Annotated in this window: 22 protein-coding genes; 16 read left to right on the top strand and 6 right to left on the bottom strand. The window is 65.8% G+C overall.

What is annotated here, in order from left to right:
• The first annotated feature begins 149 nt into the window (after positions 1 to 149).
• The 6 genes from DNX69_RS00905 to DNX69_RS26750 all read left to right on the top strand — a co-directional run bounded on the left by DNX69_RS00905 (position 150) and on the right by DNX69_RS26750 (position 5,845).
• Positions 150 to 2,534, top strand: coding sequence for a TonB-dependent receptor (locus tag DNX69_RS00905; protein ID WP_110784066.1), 2,385 nt, complete (start codon positions 150 to 152; stop codon positions 2,532 to 2,534).
• Positions 2,535 to 2,559: 25 nt separating this feature from the next.
• Positions 2,560 to 3,249, top strand: coding sequence for a Fe2+-dependent dioxygenase (locus tag DNX69_RS00900; protein ID WP_110784065.1), 690 nt, complete (start codon positions 2,560 to 2,562; stop codon positions 3,247 to 3,249).
• The gene (gene exbB, locus DNX69_RS00895) at positions 3,246 to 4,217 is read left to right on the top strand and encodes a tonB-system energizer ExbB (RefSeq protein ID WP_110784063.1); all 972 of its coding nucleotides are present in this window, start codon (positions 3,246 to 3,248) and stop codon (positions 4,215 to 4,217) included. The genes DNX69_RS00900 and exbB overlap by 4 nt, the downstream gene beginning before the upstream one ends.
• Positions 4,218 to 4,220: 3 nt before the next feature.
• Positions 4,221 to 4,670 (top strand): TonB system transport protein ExbD, encoded by a 450-nt coding sequence (gene exbD, locus DNX69_RS00890; protein WP_110784062.1) that lies wholly within the window; start codon positions 4,221 to 4,223, stop codon positions 4,668 to 4,670.
• Between the two features lie 102 nt (positions 4,671 to 4,772).
• Positions 4,773 to 5,567: a TonB family protein gene (locus tag DNX69_RS00885; RefSeq protein WP_110784060.1), complete on the top strand. Its 795-nt coding sequence runs from the start codon at positions 4,773 to 4,775 to the stop codon at positions 5,565 to 5,567.
• A gap of 143 nt (positions 5,568 to 5,710) precedes the next feature.
• Positions 5,711 to 5,845: a hypothetical protein gene (locus DNX69_RS26750; RefSeq protein WP_283809314.1), complete on the top strand. Its 135-nt coding sequence runs from the start codon at positions 5,711 to 5,713 to the stop codon at positions 5,843 to 5,845.
• A gap of 222 nt (positions 5,846 to 6,067) precedes the next feature.
• Here DNX69_RS26750 and DNX69_RS00880 read toward each other — a convergent pair whose 3' ends face one another.
• The 3 genes from DNX69_RS00880 to DNX69_RS00870 form a co-directional block, all read right to left on the bottom strand.
• A complete protein-coding gene (locus DNX69_RS00880) occupies positions 6,068 to 6,817 on the bottom strand; it encodes an SDR family NAD(P)-dependent oxidoreductase (protein WP_110784059.1) in 750 nt (249 codons plus the stop codon).
• Between the two features lie 161 nt (positions 6,818 to 6,978).
• Positions 6,979 to 7,713 (bottom strand): SDR family oxidoreductase, encoded by a 735-nt coding sequence (locus DNX69_RS00875; protein WP_110784057.1) that lies wholly within the window; start codon positions 7,711 to 7,713, stop codon positions 6,979 to 6,981.
• Positions 7,714 to 7,882: 169 nt separating this feature from the next.
• Complete coding sequence (locus DNX69_RS00870) at positions 7,883 to 9,691, bottom strand: IlvD/Edd family dehydratase (RefSeq protein WP_110784056.1); 1,809 nt, start codon at positions 9,689 to 9,691, stop codon at positions 7,883 to 7,885.
• A gap of 236 nt (positions 9,692 to 9,927) precedes the next feature.
• On the opposite strand from DNX69_RS00870, the gene DNX69_RS00865 reads away from it, so the two are divergent.
• The 7 genes from DNX69_RS00865 (at position 9,928) to DNX69_RS00835 (ending at position 18,500) form a co-directional block, all read left to right on the top strand.
• Positions 9,928 to 10,992, top strand: coding sequence for an ABC transporter ATP-binding protein (locus DNX69_RS00865; RefSeq protein ID WP_110784054.1), 1,065 nt, complete (start codon positions 9,928 to 9,930; stop codon positions 10,990 to 10,992).
• A gap of 76 nt (positions 10,993 to 11,068) precedes the next feature.
• Positions 11,069 to 12,394, top strand: coding sequence for an ABC transporter substrate-binding protein (locus tag DNX69_RS00860; RefSeq protein WP_110784053.1), 1,326 nt, complete (start codon positions 11,069 to 11,071; stop codon positions 12,392 to 12,394).
• 231 nt (positions 12,395 to 12,625) lie between these two features.
• The gene (locus DNX69_RS00855; RefSeq protein WP_110784051.1) at positions 12,626 to 13,573 is read left to right on the top strand and encodes a carbohydrate ABC transporter permease; all 948 of its coding nucleotides are present in this window, start codon (positions 12,626 to 12,628) and stop codon (positions 13,571 to 13,573) included.
• Positions 13,566 to 14,492 (top strand): carbohydrate ABC transporter permease, encoded by a 927-nt coding sequence (locus tag DNX69_RS00850; protein ID WP_110784050.1) that lies wholly within the window; start codon positions 13,566 to 13,568, stop codon positions 14,490 to 14,492. Before DNX69_RS00855 ends, DNX69_RS00850 begins: the two co-directional genes overlap by 8 nt.
• A gap of 173 nt (positions 14,493 to 14,665) precedes the next feature.
• Positions 14,666 to 15,652 carry a D-erythronate dehydrogenase gene (gene denD, locus DNX69_RS00845; protein ID WP_110784048.1) on the top strand — a complete coding sequence of 329 codons (987 nt, stop codon included), beginning with the start codon at positions 14,666 to 14,668 and terminating at the stop codon, positions 15,650 to 15,652.
• A 132-nt stretch (positions 15,653 to 15,784) separates the two neighbouring features.
• Positions 15,785 to 16,954: an acetyl-CoA acetyltransferase gene (locus DNX69_RS00840; protein WP_110784047.1), complete on the top strand. Its 1,170-nt coding sequence runs from the start codon at positions 15,785 to 15,787 to the stop codon at positions 16,952 to 16,954.
• Between the two features lie 19 nt (positions 16,955 to 16,973).
• Positions 16,974 to 18,500: a class I adenylate-forming enzyme family protein gene (locus DNX69_RS00835; protein WP_110784045.1), complete on the top strand. Its 1,527-nt coding sequence runs from the start codon at positions 16,974 to 16,976 to the stop codon at positions 18,498 to 18,500.
• A gap of 193 nt (positions 18,501 to 18,693) precedes the next feature.
• Here the strand turns inward: DNX69_RS00835 and DNX69_RS00830 are convergent, their stop codons facing one another.
• Positions 18,694 to 19,578 carry a MaoC family dehydratase gene (locus tag DNX69_RS00830; RefSeq protein WP_110784044.1) on the bottom strand — a complete coding sequence of 295 codons (885 nt, stop codon included), beginning with the start codon at positions 19,576 to 19,578 and terminating at the stop codon, positions 18,694 to 18,696.
• Positions 19,579 to 19,784: 206 nt separating this feature from the next.
• On the opposite strand from DNX69_RS00830, the gene DNX69_RS00825 reads away from it, so the two are divergent.
• The 3 genes from DNX69_RS00825 (at position 19,785) to DNX69_RS00815 (ending at position 22,857) form a co-directional block, all read left to right on the top strand.
• Complete coding sequence (locus tag DNX69_RS00825) at positions 19,785 to 20,987, top strand: CaiB/BaiF CoA transferase family protein (RefSeq protein ID WP_110784042.1); 1,203 nt, start codon at positions 19,785 to 19,787, stop codon at positions 20,985 to 20,987.
• Between the two features lie 371 nt (positions 20,988 to 21,358).
• On the top strand, positions 21,359 to 22,495 hold the full coding sequence (locus DNX69_RS00820) for a thiolase family protein (RefSeq protein WP_110784040.1): 1,137 nt from the start codon (positions 21,359 to 21,361) through the stop codon (positions 22,493 to 22,495).
• Positions 22,492 to 22,857, top strand: a complete 366-nt coding sequence (locus tag DNX69_RS00815; RefSeq protein ID WP_110784039.1) for a Zn-ribbon domain-containing OB-fold protein — start codon at positions 22,492 to 22,494, stop codon at positions 22,855 to 22,857. The genes DNX69_RS00820 and DNX69_RS00815 overlap by 4 nt, the downstream gene beginning before the upstream one ends.
• A 49-nt stretch (positions 22,858 to 22,906) precedes the next feature.
• Here the strand turns inward: DNX69_RS00815 and DNX69_RS00810 are convergent, their stop codons facing one another.
• Together DNX69_RS00810 and DNX69_RS00805 are read right to left on the bottom strand one after the other, a co-directional pair.
• Positions 22,907 to 23,461: a hypothetical protein gene (locus tag DNX69_RS00810; RefSeq protein WP_110784037.1), complete on the bottom strand. Its 555-nt coding sequence runs from the start codon at positions 23,459 to 23,461 to the stop codon at positions 22,907 to 22,909.
• Between the two features lie 106 nt (positions 23,462 to 23,567).
• Positions 23,568 to 25,634, bottom strand: coding sequence for a TRAP transporter permease (locus tag DNX69_RS00805; protein WP_110784035.1), 2,067 nt, complete (start codon positions 25,632 to 25,634; stop codon positions 23,568 to 23,570).
• Between the last annotated feature and the right edge of the window lie 24 nt (positions 25,635 to 25,658).

Genomic DNA, 25,658 nt, shown 5'->3' with positions numbered 1-25,658 from the left:
TCGAAGTTCGGAACGAGTCTTAGAATGGTTATTATCTTGAACGATTCCAGCGCGCGGTAATTCGACGTGCGTTGACCCTGTACCTCGCGGCCGATAGCTCTCAACGACTGCTTGTAATTAGCAACAGCATTCCTTGGGGGCGGATTAACATGAACGGGGCGAAGGCGCCGCGATCGTTGCGTGCTGAAGCAGCGATGCGCAGGGGCGATCAGGAGTTCGATGGCACGTATGGCCGCAAAGTGTCGGCGGTCGCCGGCATCATTGCGGTGGCGTCGATCGGCGGCGCCGAGGCTCAGCAGCCGAGCCTGCCGGCGGTAACGGTCGATGCGCCGGTGGCGCGGCCGAAGCCCGCAGCGGCGCGGCCGACTCCCGATCAGATGCGCGCCCGGACTGCACTGCGCCGCGCCGCGCGCCGGTCCCAGCCGACCCAGGTGCAACCGGTGCCGTTTCCCAATGCCGGTGCGCTGTCGGCGGATCGTAACCCCTACGCAGATGCCGCTGCGCCCTACAAGGTCGACCGACTGTCGGGCACCAAATTCACCGAGCCGCTGCTGAATACGCCGCGGACCGTGACGGTGCTCACCAAGGAACTGCTCGAGGACAAGAACGCCACCTCGCTGCGCGAAGTGGCGCGCTCCACCGCCGGCGTCACGCTCGGCACCGGGGAGGGCGGCAACGCGTTCGGCGACCGCTTCTTCATCCGCGGCTTCGACGCCCGCAACGACGTGTTCATCGACGGCATCCGTGATCCGGCGATCTCGATCCGCGAGAACTTCTTCACCGAGCAGGTCGAAATCCTGCGCGGCCCGGCCTCGACCATGGCGGGCCGCGGCACTGCCGGTGGCGCCATCAACATCGTCACCAAGCAAGCCACCACCGCAGGCAACTTTACCAAGGCGGAGACCACGTTCGGCTCCGACGCCACCAAGCGCGTCACCGTCGACGTCAACCAGGTGCTGAGCCCGACGCTGGCGGTGCGAGTCGACGGCTTGTACCAGGACGCCAAGGTTGCCGGCCGCAACTTCGTCACCGACGATCGCTGGGGCACGCTCGCCGCGGTGAAGTGGACGCCGACCGACGCCATCAAGGTCACGGCGAACTACGTGCACACCGACCTCGACGGCCTGCCGGATTTCGGCGTGCCGTACAACACTGCGCTGCGCCGGCCCTCGACCGACGTCAATGTGCCGCGCGAAACCTACTACGGCTTCGTCAATCGCGACTTCCAGAAGGCCAAGCAGGACTTCGGCACGGTCACCGGCGAATTCGCGATCACGCCGGACCTCACACTGACCAATCGGTCGCGCGCCGCGCACTCCGTGCTCGACTACATCGGCACGCTGCCGAGCAACCCGACCGCCACCACGGTCTCGCTCGCGTCGCAGAGCCGCTATCAGACCACCGACGTGCTCGCCAACCAGACCGACCTGACCTACAAATTCGACGTCGGCGGGGTGAAGCACACCTTGGTGGGCGGTGCCGAGATCTCGCGCGAAAGCGTGATGCGCGACACCTATGCGGGACTCACTGCCGAGCTCGCCGGCTTCCAGACCGGCAACCGCGTGATCGTGCCGCTGCTCAACCCGCCGAATACGCTCGACTTCGCGACCCAGCCGCAGCGCTCCTACAACCCGACCTACATCACCGTCGACACCAAATCGACCTATCTGATCGAGACGGCAAATTGGAACGACGTCGTCATCCTCAATGGCGGCGTGCGCTACGACGATTACGACATCAAGGGCGAAAACCGATCTGCCTCGACCGGCGTGCAGTCGGGGATGTGGAACTACAATCTCGGCGCGGTGGTGAAGCCGCTGCCTTACGCCAGCCTGTACGCCGCCTATGCGACGTCGACCAATCCGGTCGGCGCCGAACTCGACGCCTCGGGCACCGCCTATGGCGGCCTCGTCGTCAACAACACCACCTTCCAGGCGCTGCCGCCGGAAATGAACAAGGCGGCGGAAGTCGGCACTAAATGGGAGCTGTTCAACCGCCGGCTGCTCTTGACCGCGTCGCTGTTCGAAACCCAGAAGTCGAACGCCCGCGAGACCGTCGGCAGCAACATCCTGTCGACCGGCGTGTACCGCGTCCGCGGCATCGATCTCGAAGCCGCCGGCAAGATCACCGACCGCTGGAGCGTGTTCGGCGGCCTGGTGCTGATGGAAAGCAAGGTGCTGCAGTCGATCGATCCGAATTCGGTCGGCGCGCAGCTCGCCAATATCGCGCATCAGTCGTTCAACCTGCTGACCAAATACAGGTTCGACGATCACTGGGAAGTCGGCGGGCAGGCGGTGTACGCCTCCAAGATCTACGGCGGCACCTTCGCGGCGATCAACGGCAACGTGCTGCCCGAGCACTGGCGGTTCGACAGTTTTGTCGAATTCAAAGTCGACAAACACATGACCGCCAAGTTGTCGGTCAACAACATCTTCAACACCACGTATTACGACGCGTTCTATCGTTCGAACTCGCCGTTCGTGTTCATTGCGCCGGGCCGGTCGGTCTGGCTGACGCTACGCGGCGCGCTGTAAGCGCGTCGCGGGAATTGGAGCGGCCATGCTGGTCTGCATACCCGAGGTTCTGCCGAAGTCCGAGGTGGCGGAGTTCCGTCGCCTGATGGACGGAGCGGAATGGGAGGACGGCCGCTCCACCGCCGGCGCGCAGTCGGCGATGGTCAAGCGTAACGAGCAATTGCCGCCGGACAGCGAACTGGCGCGTGCGCTCGGGCGCAGGATCGTGTCGGCACTGACCGCGAACCCGAAATTCGTAGCGGCTGCGGTGCCGCTGCAGATCTTCCCGCCGCTGTTCAATCGCTACGTGGCGTCGGGCGGACATCATTTCGGCATTCATGTCGACAATGCGGTGCGCGGCGATCATCTCACCGGGCTACGCATCCGTACCGATCTGTCGATCACTTTATTTCTCGCCGAACCCGATGAATATGACGGTGGCGAACTGGTGATCGAAGACACATACGGCTCGCACGAGGTCAAACTGTCCGCGGGCGATGCCGTGTTGTACCCGTCCACCAGCCTGCATATGGTGACGCCGGTCACGCGCGGTGCGCGGGTGGCGTCTTTCTTCTGGCTGCAGAGCATGATACGTGACGCGCAGGCGCGCAGCATGATCTACGATCTCGACACCGCCATTCAGGCACTGGTCGAGCGGCTGGGACGCGATGACCCTGAAACGGTCAAATTGACCGGTATTTATCACAACCTCATCCGCTACTGGGCCGAAGTATGACGATGTTGAACTTCCGATCGATCGGCGTTGCCGTAATCGCACTGGCGCTGCTGGCGCCTCCGACCTCTGTGCTGGCGCAGCAGCCGCCTGCTGCGGTGACGCCGAACGCCACCGCTCCGTCGCAGCCGGCGCCCGCAGCCACTGCGCCTGCGCCCGCCCCGACGGAGGCGCCTGCGCCTGCGGCGACCGCTGCGCCGGCCGCCACGGCGCCCGCACCGGTGGCGACGCAGGCCCTGTCAGAGGCGGGGCACCCGTCGGGCAGCGTCGTGCCTGGCCTGTCCGAGCTGTCGCCGTGGACGATGTTCCTGAACGCGGACATCATCGTCAAAATCGTGATGATCGGTCTGGCGGTCTCGTCGGTGATCACCTGGACGATCTTCATCGCCAAGAAGATCGAGCTCGGCCGCGCCCGTTTCCGGCTGCGCCGCGCGCTGAAGCAGATCGGCGAGTCGCGGTCGATGGCCGAGGCGCAGATGGCGCTCGGCGACAAACACAGCGTGCTGTCGCAGTTGCTCGGGGCCGCGCTGCGCGAAGCGAAGCTGTCGGCGGGGCTGGCGAGCGACGAGGGCATCAAGGAGCGTGCGGCGTCGTCGTTCAGCGAATATGTTCGCGCCGAGGGCCGTCACATGCGCCGCGGCATGGGCTTCCTCGCCACCATCGGCGCCACCGCACCGTTCATCGGCCTGTTCGGCACGGTGTGGGGCATCATGAACAGCTTCATCGGCATCTCGAAATCGCAGACCACCAATCTCGCGGTGGTCGCGCCCGGCATCGCCGAAGCGCTGCTCGCCACCGCGATCGGTCTGGTCGCCGCGATCCCGGCGGTGATCATCTACAATCACTTCTCGCGCGAGATCAAAGTCTACCTCGAACTGGTCGCGCGTGCCTCCGGCGCCGCCGGCCGGTTGCTGTCGCGTGATCTCGATCGCAGCCACGGCAGCGCCCATCGCGCCCGCGCGGCGGAGTGAGCCATGGCTGTCTCACTCGGCAATTCCGACGATCTCGACGACGATTTCGACGAGACCCACGAGATCAACGTCACGCCGTTCATCGACGTGATGCTGGTGCTGCTGATCATCTTCATGGTGGCGGCGCCGCTGTCGACGGTCGACCTGCCGGTCAGCCTGCCGACCTCCAGCGCCACGCCGCAGAAGAAGCCGGACAAGCCGACCTATGTCAGCATCAAGTCAGACCTCGCGGTGGCGATCGGCGAGAACCAGGTCAAGCGCGTCGATCTGGTCAAGACGCTGGACTCGATGCCGGACATGACCAAGGACCGTTTCATTTTCCTGCGCGCCGATCGCGCCGTGCCTTACGGCGAGCTGATGGAGGTGCTGGAGATGCTGCGCTCGGGTGGCTACGCCAAGATCAAGCTGGTGGCACTGGAAGCGGTGCCGGGCGCCAAGCCGGACGGCAATTAGCCGTCCTCGCGAGCGACGAGGCGGGGCCCTTGAAGGGCTTCGCCGGGCTGGATGGTTCCGCCGCTCGCCAACACAGTTGCATTTTGTTAGAAGCGCAATCGCATGACCGATCCTGACCTCAACCGCAATGGCTCTTACCGGCTTTGGCTGATGGCCGCCGTCGGCGCCGTGGCGTTGCATGTCGGCGGTGCGGCGCTGGCGCTGGTGAGCATGCCGGACGAGGCCGACGACGATGCGCTCGGTGCGCCGGCGATCGAGGTCGGCGTCGAGATGATGTCACCGAAGATCGAGGCGTCCGATCTGCCGCCGGGCCCGGACACGGAGGCGTCAATGGCCTCGCCGGCGCTCAACGAGCAGAAGGCCGAGGTGCACGAGAGCGACCTGCCGAAGGATACGCCGCAGGAGACCGAAGAGCCGGACCGCGTCGTCACCACCGAGACGCCCAAGAAGGTTGACGAGGAACAGAAGGAAAAGGCCAAGCAACAGCAGCAGGCCTCGACCGAGTCGGTGGCCGCCGAAGCCACCGCAATGCCGAGCAACGAGGCCGCCAAGGAGGGCCCGCGCTCGGTGGCGCCGGCGCAGGGCGTCGGCAAGGCCGCCGCTCGCATCCGCGCCACCTGGCAGAAGGAACTGGTGGCGTTTCTCGACAAGCACAAGCGCTATCCGAAGGATGCCTCGCAGAAGAACGTGCGGATCGTGGTCGGCTTCGAGCTCGACCGGCTCGGCCATGTGCTGTCGATGAAGATCGTCGAAGGCTCCGGCGACCCCGCTTTCGATCAGGCCGCGCTCGACATGATCAAGCGCTCCGACCCGGTCCCAGCCCCGCCGCCGTTGGTCGCCGACGAAGGCTTGACCTTCAGCCTGCCGGTGATCTTCCGGACCAAGGGCAAGGGATAGGGGACCCGTTCCCCGCGCCTCATTCCGGGGCGCGAGCGAAAGCTCGCGAACCCGCAATCTGACGCGGGCAATGACCAACGACCGTCATCAACAACAACCGTCATCGCCCGCGCAGGCGGGCGAACCAGTATTGCAGAGCCTTCGTGGTGATCATCGAAGCCCTGGAATACTGGATCCCCGCCTGCGCGGGGATGACATGGGGAGAAGTTTTCGCGCACGAAGCAAGGCTTGCGCGCGCCGTCGCCTGCGGCGATGCCCGGAACGACGAATACCACTGACAAAAGCCGTCATCGCCCGCGCAGGCGGGCGAACCAGTATTGCAGGGCCTTCGTGGTTATCATGGACGCCACTGAATACTGGATCCCCGCCTGCGCGGGGATGACTTGGGGGGACTCGTTCGCGCACGAAGCAAGGCTTTCGCGCGCGCAGAACATCGCTGGATTCCGGGTTCGCTTGCTGCGCAAGCGCCCCGGAATGAGGTGGTGGGGCGAGTCCGTCGCTCAATACGTCGCGCGTCCGCCGGAGATGTCGAACACCGCGCCGGTCGAGAACGCGCAGTCTTCCGACGCCAGCCACGCCACCAGCGCGGCGACTTCTTCGACCAGGACGAAGCGGCCTTTCGGGATCTTCGACAGCATGAAGTCGATGTGAGTCTGCGTCATCTGGTCGAAGATCGCGGTGCGCGCGGCGGCCGGCGTCACTGCGTTGACGGCGATGTCGTAGGCGGCGAGCTCCTTGCCGAGCGATTTGGTCAGCGCGATCACACCGGCTTTCGAAGCCGAGTAGTGCGCGGCGTTGGGGTTGCCTTCCTTGCCGGCGATCGATGCGATGTTGACGATGCGGCCGTATTTGTGCGCGATCATCGACGGCACCACCGATCTGCAGCACAGAAACGGCCCGTCGAGATTGAGCTTCAGCACCCGCTGCCACTCGGCGTAGTCGGTGTCCCACACCGTCTTGTTGACGCCGGCGATGCCGGCATTGTTGACCAGGATGTCGATCTTGCCGAATGCCTTCAAGGTGGCGTCGCGCGCGGCATCGACCGCTGCCGGATCGGTGACGTCGACCGCCACGGCGATGGTCACGTCGTCGCCGATCTCCTTGGCGGTGCGCTCGGCCAGCGCGACGTCGTGGTCCCACAGCGCAACCTTGGCGCCCGATGCAACGAACCGCTCGGCAATCGCCCGTCCGATGCCCTGCGCGCCGCCGGTGACCACAGCGCAGCGGTGGTTGAGGTCGATGGTGTTCATGGCAGTATCATCCTTGCTACTCGATCCGGATCCTCATGGTGAGGAGGCGCGAAGCGCCGTCTCGAACCATGAGGTGGCACGGCCTTGCCCCTTGGCTCATCCTTCGAGACGGCTGCTGCACAGCCTCCTCAGGATGAGGCCGCGTAGTCGGCGTGGCGTATTCACAACGTCCAGCCGCCGTCGATGATGTGGGCGACGCCGGTGGTGAAGGCGCTTTCGTCGCTCGCCAAGTACACCGCCAGCGCGGCGATCTCTTCGGCGTTGCCGAGCCGGCCCATCGGCTGGCGCGACACGAACATCTCGCGGCCCTGCGGCCCGAGCGCGGCGGCGCGGCCGAGCATTGACGGGGTTTCGATGGTGCCGGGGCAGATCGCGTTGCAGCGGATGCCGCGGGTGATGAAATCGACCGCGACCGCGCGGGTCAGCGCAGCGACGGCCGCCTTGGTGGCGCCGTAGACGTAGCGGTTCGGCGCCGCCTTGAACACGCCGGCGGCCGACGAGATGTTGACGATCGAGCCGCGGCCGGCTTCCAGCATCGCTGGAAGAAACGCCCGGATGGTGCGGTGCATCGACTTGACGTTGAGGTCGAACGAGAAGTCCCAATTCGTATCCGAGCAGTCGAGCACCGTGCCGTGATGCACGAAGCCGGCGGCGTTGAGCAGGATGTCGACAGTGCCGGCCTCTCGGGCGATCGCTTCGACCGCGGCGGTGTCGCGGACGTCGAGCTTCGCCGTGCGCGCGATGCCGTGCTCGGTGAGCGAGGCCAGCCCGGCCTCGTCGATATCGGTGGCGAACACCTCGGCCCCCTCGCGCGCAAATGCGATCGCCGACGCCCGCCCGATCCCGGCCGCCGCCGCGGTGATGAAGGCGTGCTTGCCTTTCAGGCGATCGGTCATGTTTTCTCCTCGTTAGTTCGCGTAGCTCTCTTGGCTGTCATTCCGGGATGCGCCCGCAGGGCGCAGACCCGGAATCCAGAAGTTCAGAGCACATCGAGATTCCGGGTTCGCGCGCTTTGCGCGCGCCCCGGAATGACGTTGCCAAATGATTTGTCGCGCGCCGCGCCCATCAATGATTATGCCGCGACACGCCGACGGTGCCGGCGATGTTCTGATAGCGGGTGGCGAACTCCATGCAGGCGCCGGTGGCGTGCTGGCCGACCGTGGTGCGATACAGCTCCTGCCACGGCGTCTGGTGCTTCGGATAGGCGAAGCCGCCTTGCGCAGCGAGGTCGGCGCGGCGCTGCGTCAGTTCCTCGTCCGAGATCAGGATGTCGGCGCTGCCCGTGTTGAGGTCGATGCGGACGCGGTCGCCGGTCTTGAGCAGGGCGAGGCCGCCATTGGCGGCGGCTTCGGGCGTCGCGTTCAAAATCGACGGTGAGCCCGAGGTGCCGGATTGGCGGCCGTCGCCGATGCACGGCAGCGAGTGGATGCCGCGTTTGAGCAGCGCCGCCGGCGGCTGCATGTTGATCACCTCGGCGCCGCCCGGATAGCCGATCGGCCCGGTGCCGCGCACGAACAGGATGCAGTGCTCGTCGATATCGAGCGCCGGATCCTCGATGCGGTGATGATAGTCCTCCGGCCCTTCGAACACGATCGCGCGACCTTCGAATGCGTTCGGGTCCTTCGGATTGGACAGATAGCGCTCGCGGAATTCGAGGCTGATCACGCTGGTCTTCATGATCGCGGAGTCGAACAGATTGCCGCGCAGCACCAGGAAGCCGGCGTCGTGCACCAGCGGCGTCTCGTAGCGATGGATCACGTCGCCGTCGGGGGCGGGCGCAGACGCGCAGTTCTCGCCCATGGTCTTGCCGTTCACCGTCAGCGCATCCTGATGGATCTTGCCATGACGCATCAATTCGCCGACCACCGTCGGCACGCCGCCGGCGCGGTGATACTCCTCGCCGAGATAGAGGCCGGCCGGCTGCAGATTGACCAGCAGCGGAACGGCGTGGCCGACGCTCTGCCAGTCGTCGATCGACAATTCGACACCGACATGACGCGCCAGCGCGTTGAGATGGATCGGTGCGTTGGTCGAGCCGCCGATCGCCGAATTGACCACGATCGCGTTCTCGAACGCCTTGCGTGTCAGGATATCGGACGGCTTCAGATCCTCCCACACCATCTCGACCGCGCGGACCCCGGTCTCGTAGGCGATCTGGCCGCGCTCGCGATACGGCGCGGGGATCGCGGCGCAGCCGGGCAGCGACATGCCGAGCGCTTCGGCCAGCGAGTTCATCGTCGAGGCGGTGCCCATGGTGTTGCAGTGCCCAACCGACGGCGCCGAGGAGGCGACGATCTCCATGAACTGCTCGTAGTCGATCTCGCCGGCGGCGAGCCGCTCGCGCGACTTCCACACCACCGTGCCGGAGCCGGTGCGTTCGCCATTGTGCCAGCCGTTGAGCATCGGCCCGCCCGACAGCACGATCGCCGGAATGTTGACCGTCGCCGCCGCCATCAGGCACGCGGGGGTCGTCTTATCGCAGCCGGTGGTCAGCACCACGCCGTCTAGCGGATAGCCGAACAGCACTTCGACCAGGCCGAGATAAGCGAGATTGCGATCGAGCGCCGCGGTCGGCCGCTTGCCGGTCTCCTGGATCGGATGCACCGGGAATTCCATCGCGAGGCCGCCGGCGGCGCGGATGCCTTCGCGCACCCGTTGCGCCAGCTCGAGGTGATGGCGGTTGCACGGCGACAGGTCGTTGCCGGTCTGGGCGATGCCGATGATCGGCTTGCCGGATTGCAGTTCCGCGCGGGTCAGCCCGTAGTTCAAGTAGCGCTCGAGATACAGCGCGGTCATTCCGGGATTATGCGGATCGTTGAACCATTCGCTGGAGCGGAGTTTGCGCCGGGGGGCGCCGGCATCGTGCTTCGTCATCGTCTCTCCCGCACTGCACACATCCTTGAAGCGGATGTTTTGAGCGCCTTTGCTGAGTATGGAACGGCGTGCATGCTGGCATGTCGCACTGCGCTACGCAATCGGCGTAGTGCGATCACATGGGACTAATTTGCGAGCGCGACAGGCGCGAAATATTCTGCTAAGAGTTGCGTCAACATAAGTCTCGCGCTGGCGGCAACGACCGCATCAAACGGCGGGACATCGGGAGGTGCTGGATGGCGTCGGTGCAGATTCACGACGTGCGTAAATCTTTCGGCGGCTTCGAAGTGTTGCACGGCGTGACTGTTCCCATCGAGGACGGTGAGTTCGTCGTTCTGGTCGGCCCGTCCGGCTGCGGCAAATCCACTTTGCTGCGGATGCTCGCAGGGCTGGAGAAAATCACCGCAGGAACGATCTCGATCGGCGAGCGTGTCGTCAACGACGTGCAGCCGAAGGAGCGGGACATCGCCATGGTGTTCCAGAACTACGCGCTGTATCCGCACATGACCGTGGCCCAGAACATGGGCTTCTCGCTGAAGCTGCGCGGCGCTGATCAGAAGACCATCGACAGTAAAGTGCAGCGCGCCGCCGACATCCTCGATCTCGGCAAGCTGCTCGACCGGTTTCCGCGCCAACTCTCCGGCGGTCAGCGCCAGCGCGTGGCGATGGGGCGGGCGATCGTTCGCGACCCGCAGGTGTTTTTGTTCGACGAGCCGCTGTCCAACCTCGACGCCAAGCTGCGGGTGGCGATGCGCACCGAGATCAAGGAACTGCATCAACGGCTGAAGACCACCACCGTCTACGTCACCCACGACCAGATCGAAGCGATGACGATGGCCGACAAGATCGTGGTGATGCAGGACGGCATCGTCGAGCAGATCGGCGCGCCGCTCGACCTGTACGACCGGCCCGACAACAAATTCGTCGCCGGCTTCATCGGCTCGCCGGCGATGAACTTCCTCGACGGCACGCTGAAGGTGAACGGCGGCCAGCCTTATGTCGAGACCGCCAGCGGCGCCAAGCTGCCGATCGCAGCGGCGCCGGGCAATGGGAACGGCCGCCCGGTGTCTTACGGCATCCGCCCCGAACATCTCGTCTTTGCCGATAGCGGCATTGCGGCCGAAGTCGCGGTGGTCGAGCCGACCGGTTCGGAAACCCAGATCGTGGCGCGGGTCGGTGATCAGGAAGTGATCGCGGTGTTCCGCGAACGGCATCCGGTCGCGCCCGGCGATTTGATCCATCTGCAGCCGCGCGCCGACGTCGCGCATCTGTTCGACAAGGAGAGCGGCCGGCGAATTTAGACTTTCCCAGCACGGGACCAGAATTGGTCGATCAACGAACCAATGCGCAAAGCGGAACTTAGGGAGTGAACGACAGATGACTGACTTTACCCTCGATCGCCGCACGCTGCTGAAGGGCGGCGCGATGACTCTGGCCACCGCGGCGACGATGTCCGCCGACCAATTGCTGGGCTACGCCAAGGCGTGGGCCGAGACCTCGCCGTGGAAGCCGGAAGCCGGCGCCAAGATCAACCTGCTGCGCTGGAAGCGGTTCGTCGAGGCCGAAGACGTCGCCTTCATGAAGATCGTCGACGCGTTCCAGAAGGCCAACAACGTCACCATCAACGTCTCCAACGAGTCCTACGACGACATCCAGCCGAAGGCGTCGGTCGCGGCCAATACCGGGCAGGGGCTCGACATGGTGTGGGGCCTGTATTCGCTGCCGTTCCTGTTCCCCAACAAATGCACCGACGTCACCGACGTCGCCGATTATCTCGCCAAGAAATGCGGCGGCTGGAGCGATTCCGGCAAGGCCTACGGCATGTACAACGGCAAGTGGATCGGCTTGCCGGTGGCCGCCACCGGCGGGCTCGTCAACTACCGAATAAGTGCGGCGGAGAAGGCCGGCCACAAGACCTTCCCGAACGATCTCGCCGGCTTCTCCGATCTGGTGAAGGGCCTTAACAAGAACGGCACGCCGGCCGGCATGGCGCTCGGTCACGCCTCGGGCGATGCCAATGGCTGGGTGCACTGGGCGCTGTGGGCGCACGGCGGCAATCTGATCGACAAGGACAACAAGGTCGTCATCAACTCGCCGGAGACCGCCAAGGCGCTGGACTACGTCAAGGGGCTGTACGAGAACTTCATCCCCGGCACCGCGTCGTGGAACGATGCCTCCAACAACAAGGCGTTCCTGGCCGGCCAGCTCTACCTCACCGTCAACGGCATCTCGATCTACGTCGCGGCGAAGAAGGACAACAAGGAGATGGCCGAGGACATCAACCACGCCCATCTGCCCGCCGGGCTCAACGGCAAGACCCGTGAGCTGCATCTCGGCTTCCCGATCCTGATCTACAACTTCACCAAGTTCCCGAACACCTGCAAGGCGTTCTCCGCGTTCATGATGGAGCCGGCGCAGTTCAACCCGTGGGTCGAGGCGGCGCAGGGCTATCTGTCGCCGTTCCTGCTCGACTACGAGAACAACCCGATCTGGACCGCCGACCCGAAGAACACGCCGTATCGCGACGTCGCCCGCACCGCCAACACCCCGGCCGGCAACGGCCAGATGGGCGAGAACGCCGCCGCTGCGATCGCCGACTTCGTCGTGGTCGACATGTTCGCCAACTACTGCACCGGCCGCGAAGACGTGAAGACCGCGATGAGCAGCGCCGAACGCGCTGCGAAGCGGATCTTCAGGGCGTAACGGGAATGAGAAGGGGCGGTGACACGCGCCGCCCCTTCTCAGCCGATAAAGGCGCCACACCAATGAAAACCTTTCGTTCGTCATTCCGGGGCGCGCCACTTGGCGCGAACCCGGAATCCATACTCCCGGCGGTGGTTATGGATTCCGGGCTCGCGCTTCGCGCGCCCCGGAATGACGAACGCGAGGAGAGTGAGACCTTCACTCGGCCTGCAACGGCCGGACGGAGTTAGCATGACCACACTTCAGATGCGCGAGCAGGTTCACTCCGGCCCCTCCGCCTGGCAGCGCCTTCGCACCAGCCGTAACTTCATCGCGCTGTGGTTCATGCTGCCGGCGGCGGCGTTTCTGATCCTGTTTCTGGCCTACCCGCTGTTTCTCGGCGTCTGGATGAGTTTCACCGACGCACGGATCGGGCGCAGCGGGGTGTTCGTCGGCGTCGAGAACTACGAGTGGCTGTGGGACGACAGCATCTTCTGGCTGTCGGTGTTCAACACCATTCTCTACACGGTGGTCGCCAGCGCGATCAAATTCGCGGTCGGCCTGTATCTGGCGTTGCTGCTGAACCGCCACATGCCGTTCAAGGCGATCATTCGCGCCGCGGTGCTGGTGCCGTTCATCGTGCCGACGGTGCTGTCGGCGATCGCGTTCTGGTGGATCTACGACGCGCAGTTCTCGATCATCTCCTGGTCGCTGATCAAGCTCGGCCTGATCGATCAGAACATCAACTTCCTCGGCGACACCAATTGGGCGCGCGCCTCGGTGATCTTCGCCAACATCTGGCGCGGCGTGCCGTTCGTGGCGATCACGCTGCTGGCCGGGCTGCAGACGGTGTCGCCGTCGCTGTACGAAGCCGCGACGCTGGACGGTGCCACCTCGTGGCAGCGCTTCCGCTACATCACCTATCCGCTGCTCACCCCGATTATCGCCGTGGTGATGACGTTCTCGGTGCTGTTCACCTTCACCGACTTCCAACTGATCTGGGCGCTGACCCGCGGCGGCCCGGTCAATGCCACGCATCTGATGGCGACGCTGAGCTATCAGCGCGGCATCCTGTCCGGCCGGCTCGGCGAGGGCGCGGCGATCGCCACCGCGATGATCCCGTTTTTGCTGGCTGCGATCGCGATCTCGTGGTTCGGCATGCAGCGGCGCAAATGGCAGCAGGGGACCGACAATGACTGAGACCACCGCTTCCGATCCCCGGCTCGCCGTCAAAGCCGCCGCCACCGTGGCGCAGAGCGACGACAGCGAGGGCATGAGCTATCTCGAGTCACTGCCGCGCCGGCTGGTGACGCTGTATCTGCCGCTGCTCATCATCCTGGTGGTGCTGCTGTTCCCGTTCTACTGGATGGCGCTGACGTCGATCAAACCCGACGAACAGCTGATCGACATGGACACCTACAACCCGTTCTGGGTGGTGCATCCGACCTTCAAGCACATCGAGAAGCTGCTGTTCGAAACCCAGTATCCGCGCTGGCTGTGGAACACGATGTATGTCGCCGCGGCCTCGACGGTGCTGTCGATCGCCGCATCCGTGCTCGCCGCCTATGCGATCGTGCGGCTGCGCTTCCGCGGCGCCGACACCGTCGGCGGCGCGATCTTCCTCGCCTATCTGGTGCCGCCGTCGATCCTGTTCATCCCGCTCGCCTCGGTGATCCAGGCCTACGGCCTGTTCGACTCGCCGCTGTCGCTGATCCTGGTGTATCCGACCCTGCTGATCCCGTTCTCGACCTGGCTCTTGATGGGCTATTTCAAGACCATCCCGTTCGAGCTCGAGGAATGCGCGCTGATCGACGGCGCCTCGCGCTGGCAGATCCTGATCAAGATCATCATTCCGCTGGCGGTCCCGGGGCTGATCTCGGCCTTCATCTTCTGTTTCACGCTGTGCTGGAACGAATTCATCTACGCGCTCACCTTCCTGCAATCGACGCCGAACAAGACCGTGCCGGTGGCGATCGTCAACGAGTTCGTCGACGGCGACATCTACAAATGGGGCTCGTTGATGGCCGGCGCCCTGGTCGGCTCGCTGCCGCTCGTCATCCTGTACGCGTTCTTCGTCGAACATTACGTGTCGGCGATGACCGGGGCGGTGAAGGAGTAGACGGCGGGCTTCGCGGCTTGACTTTCAACCACATCAGAGTTCGTCATTCCGGGCGCGCGCAGCGCGAGCCCGGAATCCATAACCCCTGCAGGGAGTATGGATTCCGGGCCTGGCCGCCAGCCGGCTGCGCCGCCTCACGGCCATCCCGGAATGACAAAAGATAGGGGATCACCTTGCACATTCTGATACTCGGCGCCGCCGGCATGGTCGGCCGCAAGCTCACGGGCCGGCTGCTGGCGGACGGGCGGCTCGGCAGCCGCGACATCACCCGGATGACGCTGCAGGACGTGGTGGCGCCGGCGCGGCCGCCGCATGCGTCGATCGCGATGTCCACGGTGACCTCCGATCTCGCCGAGCCGGGGCAGGCGGCGGCGCTGGTGGCGCACCGGCCGGAGGTGATTTTTCATCTCGCGGCCATCGTGTCCGGCGAGGCCGAGGCCGACTTCGACAAGGGCTACCGGATCAATCTCGATGGCACCCGGCATCTGATCGACGCGATCCGGGCCGAGGGCGACGACTATCATCCGCGGCTGGTGTTCACCTCGTCGATCGCGGTGTTCGGCGCGCCGTTCCCGGATCGAATCGGCGACGAATTCCTGTCGGCACCGCTGACCAGCTACGGGACGCAGAAGGCGATCTGCGAACTCCTGATCGCCGACTACACCCGCAAGGGCTTCTTTGACGGCATTGGCATCCGGCTGCCGACGATCTGCGTCCGTCCTGGCAAGCCCAACAAGGCGGCGTCCGGCTTCTTCTCGAATATCATCCGCGAGCCTCTCGCCGGGCAGGAGGCGGTGCTGCCGGTCGGCGAGGACGTCATGCATTGGCACGCTTCGCCGCGCTCCGCAGTCGGCTTCCTGATCCACGCCGCGACCATGGACACCGCCGCGATGGGGCCGCGCCGCAGCCTGTCGATGCCGGGGCTCGCCGCCACCGTCGGCGAGCAGATCGCCGCGCTGGAGCGCGTCGCCGGCAAGGCGGTGGTGAAAAGGATCAAGCGCGAGCCCGATCCGACCATCATCGGCATCGTCGGCGGCTGGCCGCGCAACTTTTCGACCGACCGGGCGCTGCAACTCGGCTTCACCACCGCGGAAAAGACCTTTGACGACATCATCCGGATCCATATCGAGGACGAATTGGGCGACAAATTCGTCGGATGAGACCGGGCGGTTGGTTCGCCAGCCGTTCCGGATGCGTCCAGCCACGATGCCGTGAGTGGGGATGTCTTTATCTGATGGTCATCCTATAATAAATCAGGTTCGAGTTCCATCGACCTTCGAGGAGAAAACGCCATGACTGCCAGCATCGTTGGATGGGCCCATATGCCGTTCGGCAAGTTCGACGCCGAAACCGTGGAAAGCATGATCGTCCGCGTCGCGGGTGAGGCGATCGCCGATGCCGGGATTGCGGCCTCGGACGTCGACGAGATCGTGCTCGGACATTTCAATGCCGGCTTCTCGCCGCAGGACTTCACCGCCTCGTTGGTGCTGCAGGCCGATCCGGCGCTGCGCTTCAAGCCGGCGACCCGGGTCGAGAACGCCTGCGCCACCGGGTCGGCCGCGGTGCATCAGGGCATCCGCGCGATCGAGGCCGGCGCAGCCAAGGTGGTGCTGGTGGTCGGCGTCGAGCAGATGACCCGCACGCCCGGACCCGAGATCGGCAAGAACCTGCTCCGCGCGTCGTACTTGCCGGAAGACGGCGACACCCCGGCCGGGTTCGCCGGCGTGTTCGGCATCATCGCGCAGAAGTACTTCCAGAAATACGGCGACCAGTCCGACGCGCTGGCGATGATCGCCGCCAAGAACCATCACAACGGTGTCGCCAATCCCTATGCGCAGATGCGCAAGGATTTCGGCTTCGAGTTCTGCCGCGCCGAGGGCGAGAAGAACCCGTTCGTCGCCGGTCCCCTGAAGCGCACCGACTGCTCGCTGGTGTCGGACGGCGCCGCGGCGCTGGTGCTGACCTCGGCCGAGAACGCCAAAGCGATGGGCAAGGCGGTCAACATCCGTGCCCGCGCCCATGCTCAGGATTTCCTGCCGATGTCCAAGCGCGACATCCTGCAGTTCGAAGGCTGCACCGTGGCCTGGCAGCGCGCGCTGGAGCAGGCGGGCGTCACGCTGAACGATCTGTCGTTCGTCGAGACCCACGACTGCTTCACCATCGCCGAGCTGATCGAATACGAAGCGATGGGCCTGACGCCGAAGGGGCAGGGGGCGCGGGCCATCAAGGAAGGCTGGACCCAGAAGGACGGCAAGCTGCCGATCAATCCGTCGGGCGGCCTCAAGGCCAAGGGCCATCCGATCGGCGCCACCGGTGTGTCGATGCATGTGCTGAGCGCGATGCAGCTGCTCGGTCAGGCGCCGGAAGGCATGCAGATCAAGGACGCCAAGCTCGCCGGCATCTTCAATATGGGCGGCGCGGCGGTCGCCAATTACGTGTCGGTGCTCGAACCGGCGAAGTAACCAGCGGCGGGGGCGGGGGATGAATCTGGCGGAATGGCTCGCCGCGAGTGCCCGGCTGCGGCCGGGCGCTCCGGCGCTGCTGACCGGCACTTCGGTGGATGCCGACTACGCGACGTTCGCGTCGCGTGCGGCATCGTTCGGTGCGGCGCTGGCGCGCGATTACGGCATCGCGCCCGGCGACCGCGTCGCCTTGTTCGCGCACAACTGCACGCGCTATCTCGAAGCGCTGTACGGCATCTGGTGGGCGGGCGCGGTGGCGATCCCGATCAACGCCAAGCTGCACGGCAAGGAGGTCGCCTGGATCTGCAGCAATGCGGAGGCGAGACTGGCGCTGATCTGCGCCGACACCGCCGACAGCTTCGAGGAAGCGTCAGCCGATCTGCCGCCGGGTCTGGCGGTGATGGCGATCGACGGCGACGGCTTCGACCGTGCGCGCAGCGGCGAGGGCTCCGAGCGGCCGGTTGCCCGCGATGATCACGATCTGGCCTGGCTGTTCTACACCTCCGGCACCACCGGCCGGCCCAAGGGTGTGATGCTCAGCCACGGCAATCTCGTTGCGATGTCGCTGAGCTATCTCGCCGATGTCGACGCGGTGACGCCCGAGGACGCCGCGCTGTATGCCGCGCCGATCTCGCACGGCGCCGGGCTCTACAACATGATCCACGTCCGGTTCGGCGCGCGCCACGTCGTTCCGGAGTCCGGCGGGTTCGATCCGGACGAGGTGCTCGGCCTCGGCAAGCGGCTCGGCAACGTTGCGATGTTCGCGGCGCCGACCATGATCAAGCGGCTGGTCGAGGCCGCCAAGCGAAGCGGCGAAACCGGCGAGGGGCTGCGCACCATCGTCTATGGCGGCGGGCCGATGTATCTCGCCGACATCCGCGAGGCGATCGCCGTGATGGGCCAGCGCTTCGTGCAGATCTACGGCCAGGGTGAATCGCCGATGACGATCACCTCGCTGAAGCGCGCGCTGCACGCCGACGTCGATCATCCGCGCTATCTCGAGCGGCTCGCCTCGGTCGGCACCGCGCAGAGCGTGGTGTCGGTGCGGATCACCGGTGCGAACGGCGAGGTGCTGCCGCCGGGCGAGACCGGCGAGATCGAGGTCAAGGGCTCAACCGTGATGCTCGGCTATTGGAATAATCCGCAGGCCAATGCCGAGACGCTGAAGGACGGCTGGCTGCGCACCGGCGATGTCGGGCGGTTGGATGAAGACGGCTTCCTGACGCTGTCCGACCGCTCCAAGGACGTGATCATCTCCGGCGGCACCAACATCTATCCGCGCGAGGTCGAGGAGGCGCTGCTGACGCATCCTTTAGTGCGCGAAGTCTCGGCGATCGGCGTCGCCGATCCGGAATGGGGCGAGAACGTCGTCGCCTGCGTCGTGCTGGCCAATGGCGCCACAGCCGACGACGCCACGCTCGACGCCCACTGCCTCGCCACCATCGCCCGCTTCAAGCGCCCCAAGCGCTATGTCTATCTCGACGCGCTGCCGAAGAACAATTACGGCAAGGTGCTGAAGACCGAACTGCGGAAGATGGTGAAGTAATCCACTCCGCCGTCATTGGACCGGCGGCCCAGCCAATTCACCAGCGTCATCCTGAGGTGGCTGCCACGCCGCGTCGCGGCGCGGCAGGCCTCGAAGGATAAGCCGCAGTCCCTGTCGCCGCATCCTTCGAGGCTCGCTGCGCTCGCGCCTCAGGATGACGGCTGCGTAGGGGATTCACTCTGGAGTAACGGAGTCAGCTCATCCGCCCCACCATCGCCGGCCGATCGTCGCCGTCGATCCAGAGTCCGAAGGTGGTGCCGTCTTCGTTCGCCACCTCGCGCAGCGATGCGGTGCGGCCGAAATACACCGGGCCTTTCAGCCACAAATCGAGCTGTGTCGGCGCGGCGGCGGGCGCCGTGAGGTGGCCGAGGCATTGCACGGCGATGCGTTGCGGGTGGGCCGAGGCGGCGGCGAAGCCGGTGGCGCGGGCGTAGATGTCGACAAGGTGCAGCGGGTTGTAGTCACCGGTCAGCGCCGCCCAGCGCAGTCGCTCGCCGCCGGCGACGGTCCATTGCGTCAACGGCGGCAGCGACGGATCGACCGAAGGCGAGGCGATCGGCGCGCCGTCGTCGGCGCCGTGGCGCGCCGGCCCGTCGAAGCGACCGCGATAATAGAACGTGGTGATGCTCTGCCACGGGCAATCCTCACCCTGCATCAGTTGCGCCAGGACATCCAGTTCGATGCCCCTGTCGTGCACCCGCCAGCCGGTCGCCCGCACGATCAGGTCGGACGGCGTGTCGAGTTTGATCGCGCCGCTGCGGATCAGCCGGTTGCGCAGTTGCAGCGCGCGCCAGATCGGCAGCGGCCAGTCGCGGCACATCAGCAGCGCCATGGTCAGTCGGAAGCCGGTGACGTGTGGTGCCAGCAGCATCAGCCGGTCCAGGGTCGCCGCATCGTCGCGGCCTGCGGCGCGCTGCAGCGTCGCCAGCGCCGCGGCGCTGATCTGATAGCCGCGCCAGATGAAGCTGAAATCCGGAAAGCCGTCTTTCGGATTCCAGCCGCGCGACGGCGCCAATGCGTTCAGCATCAACGCCGGAGCGAACGGCGCCGCGGTGTAGGTCTCATGATGGGTGGTCATCGCCGCCCGTCTCCGCCCAGTGAAGGGCGAAGTCAATGGCGCGCTGGCGCTTCGGTCAATGAGGGTGGTCAAAACCTTCCGCATCGTGGAGTTTGCCCCGCATGGCGCCATGCCGGCTGCCGGCTTGATCTCGGCGAGCCGGTCCCGTTACATCGCGATGACGGCGCCGATCAAAGCGCCGCGAACCAGGGAGGCGAAGCGCCGCGATGGGGCCACTGGCGGGCACGACAATCGTCGACATGACGTCGGTGCTGATGGGGCCTTACGCCACCCAGCTGCTCGGCGATTACGGCGCCGACGTCATCAAGATCGAATCCCCGGACGGCGACGTCACAAGGCAGATCGGCCCGGCGCGGCATCCCGGCATGGGGCCGGTGTTTCTCAATGCCAACCGCAACAAGCGCGGCATCTGCCTCGACCTCAAGCACGACGCCGGCCGCGCCGCCGCGCTGCGGCTGATCGCGCGCGCCGACGTGCTGGTCTACAACGTCCGCCCACAGGCGATGGCGCGGTTGCGGCTCGGCTATGACGACGTCGCGCCGCTCAATCCGCGGCTGATCTATGCCGGCCTGTTCGGCTTCGGCCAGGACGGGCCCTATGCGGCCAAGCCCGCTTACGACGATCTGATCCAGGGCGCGACCGCGCTGCCGGCGCTGAATGCGCGCGTCGGTGACGGCACGCCGCGCTACGTGCCGAATGCGCTGGTCGACCGCATCGTCGGGCTCACCGCGGTCGGCGCGATCTGCGCCTCGCTGGTGCACCGGGATCGCACCGGCAAGGGCCAGCGGCTCGACATTCCGATGTTCGAGACGATGGCCAGCTTCGTGATGGGCGATCACATGGGCGGCCTCACCTATGAGCCGCCGCTCGACCGCGGCGGCTACGCCCGGCATCTGTCGCCGGACCGCCGGCCCTATCAGACCGCCGACGGCTACATCTGTGCGATGGTCTACAACGACAAGCAGTGGATCAGCTTTCTCACCGCGGTCGGCCGCGACGATCTCTTGGCTGACGACCGCTACACCAGCTTCGCGCGGCGGGCGGTGAATATCGACGTGGTCTATGCCGAGCTGGCGCGGATCTTCCTGACCAGGAATACGGAGGAGTGGGTGATGCTGCTCGACGCCGCCGATGTGCCGGCGATGCAGATGCACGATCTCGAAAGCATCCTGCACGACCCGCATCTGGTCGCGACCGATTTCTTCCCCGTCGTCGCGCACCCGAGCGAAGGCCCGATCCGCGACATGAAGGTGTCGGCGACCTGGTCGGCCACCAAGGTCGAACGCCAACGCTTCGCGCCGCGACTCGGCGAACACGGCACCGAGGTGCTGCGCGAGGCGGGCTATGGCGACGCCGAGATCGCGGCGCTGGCGGAATGCGGGGCGCTGAAGTTGATGCAGGAGAGCTGAGCCGTTGAGGCAGGCAGGAGCATTGCTCAATCGCGTTGCTGGGTTGCCGGCACAGCGTCTGTTCTCCCTCTCCCGCTTGCGGGAAAGGGCTGGGGTGAGGGCTCTCGCCACCGGCTCAGTGCCCGCGGCCCCCCACCCCCGACCCCTCCCCGCAAGGGGGAGGGGAGCGCGCTGTAGTCGGCGCGATGCTGATCGTCTCCGTCGATATCACCGCTCTCTCGTTCGTCATTCCGGGGCGCCGCGAAGCGGCGAGCCCGGAATCCATAACCCCCTTCGGCAAGTATGGATTCCGGGCCCGCGCCAAGAGGCGCGTCCCGGAATGACGTTGATAGGTTTTGCTCTCTCGCATGCGTCGAAGTGGAAGTGATCCGATGAGCTACATCACCGGCGTCGGCCTCACGCGGTTCGGCAAGATCGAGGGTTCGACCACGCTGTCTTTGATGCGCGAGGCGGCGGAGGCGGCGATGGCGGATGCTGGGCTGAAGCGCGGCGATATCGACGGGCTGCTGTGCGGCTATTCGACTACGATGCCGCACATCATGCTGGCGACGGTGTTCGCCGAGCATTTCGGCATCCGACCGAGCTATTGCCACGCGGTGCAGGTCGGCGGTGCCACCGGCATGGCGATGGCGATGCTGGCGCATCAGCTGGTCGAGAGCGGGGCTGCCAGGAACATCCTCGTCATTGGTGGCGAGAACCGGCTGACCGGACAGAGCCGCGATGCCTCGGTGCAGGCGCTGGCCCAGGTCGGCCATCCGCTCTACGAGGTGCCGCTCGGGCCGACCATCCCGGCCTATTACGGCCTGGTGGCGTCGCGCTACATGCACGACCACGGTGTCGGCGAGGAAGACCTCGCCGAACTCGCGGTGCTGATGCGCAGCCATGCGCTCACCCATCCGGGCGCGCAGTTTCACGAGCCGATCAGTGTCGCCGAGGTGATGGCGTCGAAGCCGATCGCTTCGCCGCTGAAGCTGCTCGATTGCTGCCCGGTGTCCGACGGCGGCGCCGCGCTGGTAATCAGCGCTGAGCCGACCACCGAACATCGCATCCAGGTGCGCGGTTGCGGCCAGGCCCACACCCATCAGCACGTCACCGCGATGCCGGCCGAAGGGCCGTCCGGCGCCGAGCAGTCGATCGCGCGCGCCTGGGCGGCGAGCGGCGCCGCGGTGTCCGACGTCAAGTACGCCGCGGTGTACGACAGCTTCACCATCACGCTGTTGATGCTGCTCGAAGACCTCGGGCTCGCCGCGCGCGGCGAGGCGGCGGTGCGGGCGCGTGACGGATATTTCTCGCGCGACGGCGCGATGCCGTTGAACACCCATGGCGGCCTGCTGTCTTACGGCCATTGCGGCGTCGGCGGCGCGATGGCGCATCTGGTCGAGACCCATCTGCAGATGACGGGCCGGGCCGGCGACCGTCAGGTGCGCGATGCGTCGCTGGCGCTGCTGCACGGCGACGGCGGCGTGCTGTCGTCGCATGTCAGCATGATCCTGGAGCGGGTGCGATGAGCGAGATGGCGATGCCCGATTGGATCTGCGGTGAACCGAAGATTGCGTATCAGCGCTGCGGCGGTTGCGGCGCGGTGCAGTATTTCCGCCGCGAGTTCTGCGCGGCCTGCGGCAGCGAGGACCTGACCACGCTGGTTGCGAGCGGCGACGGCGTGGTCTGCGCCGCGACTCTGGTGCACCGCGCGGCGACGGCCGAGGCGCGGGCACACGTGCCGTTCAAGATCGTGCTGGTCGATTGCGCGGAAGGGTTTCGGATGATGGCCCATGGCGCGGCCGATCTGGCGATCGGAGATCGCGTGCACGCCGGCTTTACGCAATTCACCGGTCAATTGGTGCCGTTCTTCGAGAAGGCTGATCGCTGAGCCGGCACGGCAAGCGGGCACCAGGGTGCCCGCCGCCGTATCGCGAAGCTCAGCCGCACCACACCCGGACGACACGCTCGGTCCTGGGATCGAGCTCGATATTGCCGCGGTCGGTTTGATAGCCTGTGTCGAGCACGTCGCCGGTGTGATAGACGCGGAGCACCTTGCCGGTCAGATCGCAGTCGGACGCCGTCGCCGTGACGATCAGCCACGGAATCGGATCGTCGTCGCCGCGAAATAGCGAGATCGCCTGGGCGAGATCCTCGGCTAAATTGAAGCTCGCTTCCTTGGTGTTGCTGCGGGCATGGATGCGGACGCCGCGAAGCGCCTTGCCCGGCCCCCAATAATCCTCGGGATCGCGCGGAATGGTGGCTTCGGCGACGACCGTGGTGATGATCGGCAGCACGATTCCGGTCGGGGCATCGGCGACAAAGTCGAAGTCCTGAATGCCGTCGTCCGGCGGCCGGATGTAGAACCACGGCGACAGCCGCGGATGCTTCCATCCGGAGGTCGGCACGGTGCCGTGGCTGACGATGTGGATCTGCGGTGGCTTGGTCTTGACCAGGCTGAGATCAACCGAAGTGACTTCCAATACACGCTGCATTGCAAAGCTCCTTGGTGTTGAAACGCCAGGATGCTCAATCAGTGCGTGTAGCAAGTCCAGTGAAATTTGAACGACGGCGGGCAGGGGCCCGCCGTCGCAATCGTCCTCACAACACCGGCCGTGCCGCCTGCCTGGGGGCGTCGCCGCGGCGGACCAGCAGCAGGGCGATCGCCAGGGTCGGGACCAGCAGGCAGAGACCGAGCGACGTGATCTGCATCTGCGACAGCGGATTGATGCCGCCGCCCGGCGTCGCCAGCACGAAGCCGCCGATCACCAATGCCACGCGCAGCGGCCATTCCAGCGCGCCGGCGCGGCGCAGATCGCCGATGCCGACCTGATAGCCCTGGATGCCGCCGCAGATGCACACCGTGCCGAGCGCCGCGATCCCGAGCAGGCCGATGGCCGCCAGATACGGACTCGGGCCCTGCAGCACCAGCGCCGGGTTCATCACGAAGAAGAACGGGATGAAGTAGATGATGCTGCCGACCCACATCGATTCCCAGCCCGTCTTCATCGCCGGCGAACCGGCGATGCCGGCGGCGGCGAACGAGGCGATCGCGACCGGCGGCGTGATCGACGACAGCATGCCCCAATAGAAGATGAACATGTGTACCGCCATCCGGTTCAGCCCGAGCTTCTCCAGCGCCGGCGCCACCAGGATCGCCAGGAAGATGTAGCAGGCGGTGGTGGTGAGGCCGAGGCCGAGGATCAGGCTGGTGATCGCGCACATCCCCAGCAGCAGGAAGGCGTTGTCGCCGGCGAGCCGCAGCAGGTCGGCGGCGAGGCTCGAGATCACCCCGGTCATCGAGAACGCGCCGATCAACAGGCCGCAGCCGGCCAGGATGCCGATCAGCTCGACGAAGGTGCGGCCGTTGACTTCGAGGAAGCGGACGATGCTGCCCGCGGTCCAGCGGGTGTCCTTGGAGAAGATCTGGTTGAGCACCAGCAGCAGCGCGGTGGCGTAGAACGGCGCGTGGCTCTCGCGCTTGAAATACAGCAGCATCACCACCAGCAGCGCGATCACGAAGGCGTAGTACCAGCCCTCCTTCAGCGTCTGCCACAGGCTGGGCAGTTCCGAGCGCGGGATGCCCTCGAGTCCGTGCCGCGCCGCGTAGGCATCGACCTGCATGAATAGGCCGATGTAGTACAGCGCCGCCGGCCCGATCGCCGCCAGCGCGACCTCGGCGTAGGACACGTTGAGGAACTGCGCGATCACGAAGGCGGTGGCGCCCATCACCGGCGGCGCCAGCACGGCGCCGGTCGAGGCGCAGGCCTCGATCGCCCCCGCGTAGGACGCCCGGAAGCCGCTCTTCTTCATCACCGGGATGGTCATGGTGCCGGCGGTCAGCACGTTGGAGATGATCGAGCCCGACATCATGCCGAGCAGCGCCGAGGCGAAGATGCAGACCTTGGCGGCGCCGCCGCGGAACGTGCCGCAGATCGCGAACGCCAGATTGATGAAGAACTTCCCGGCGCCGGTCAGCATCAGCGCGGTGCCGAACACCAGAAAGCCGATAACGGTGTCGGCGAAGGCCTGGATCGGAATCCCGAGCAGGCTCTCGCCGGACAGCACGTGATAGGCGGTGGCCTGCTCCAGCGTCGACTGCGAGCCGCCGAGCGGGCCGAGCCAGCGGGCGCCGGCGAACAGCGGATACACCGTGAACGGGAAGATGCAGAGCAGCAGGCTCCAGCCGCCGGTGCGCCGCAGCGCCTCCATCAGCAGCGCCCACATCACGAGGCCTGCGACGAAGACGTGGGTCGGCGCGCCGCCAAATTCCCATCCGGCCTCCGCCGCTTTGCGGATGGTGCTCATCAGCACCAGCGCCGCGCCGATCGTGAGCAGAAACAGCGCGACGTCGTACAGCGGAACGCGATCGAGCCGCGCCGTCGGCGACGCCGGGAAGATCAGGAAGGTGAACGGCAGCATCAGCGCGATCAGGAGATAGAAATACTCCGTGTTGAGCTGGGTGTAGCCGACGAAGAAGCGCAGCGAGAACTGCTGGTTGATGCACAGCAGGATGGTGGCCGCCGCGGCGACCACCAGAGCCCAACGCCAGAAGCCATGCAGGCTGCGCACCCGCGTGACTTCGGCTTCCTGCATGTTGTCGACCGAATGCGGATCGTCGAGCACGATCCGCCTGGTCGGGCGGGCGGCGGATTCAGCAGCACGCATGGCGATGTCCCCGGTGCGGCGACG

This window comes from Rhodopseudomonas palustris (assembly GCF_003226555.1).
Taxonomy (GTDB): domain Bacteria; phylum Pseudomonadota; class Alphaproteobacteria; order Rhizobiales; family Xanthobacteraceae; genus Rhodopseudomonas; species Rhodopseudomonas palustris_I.
This window is presented reverse-complemented; position numbering and strand designations above follow the sequence as displayed.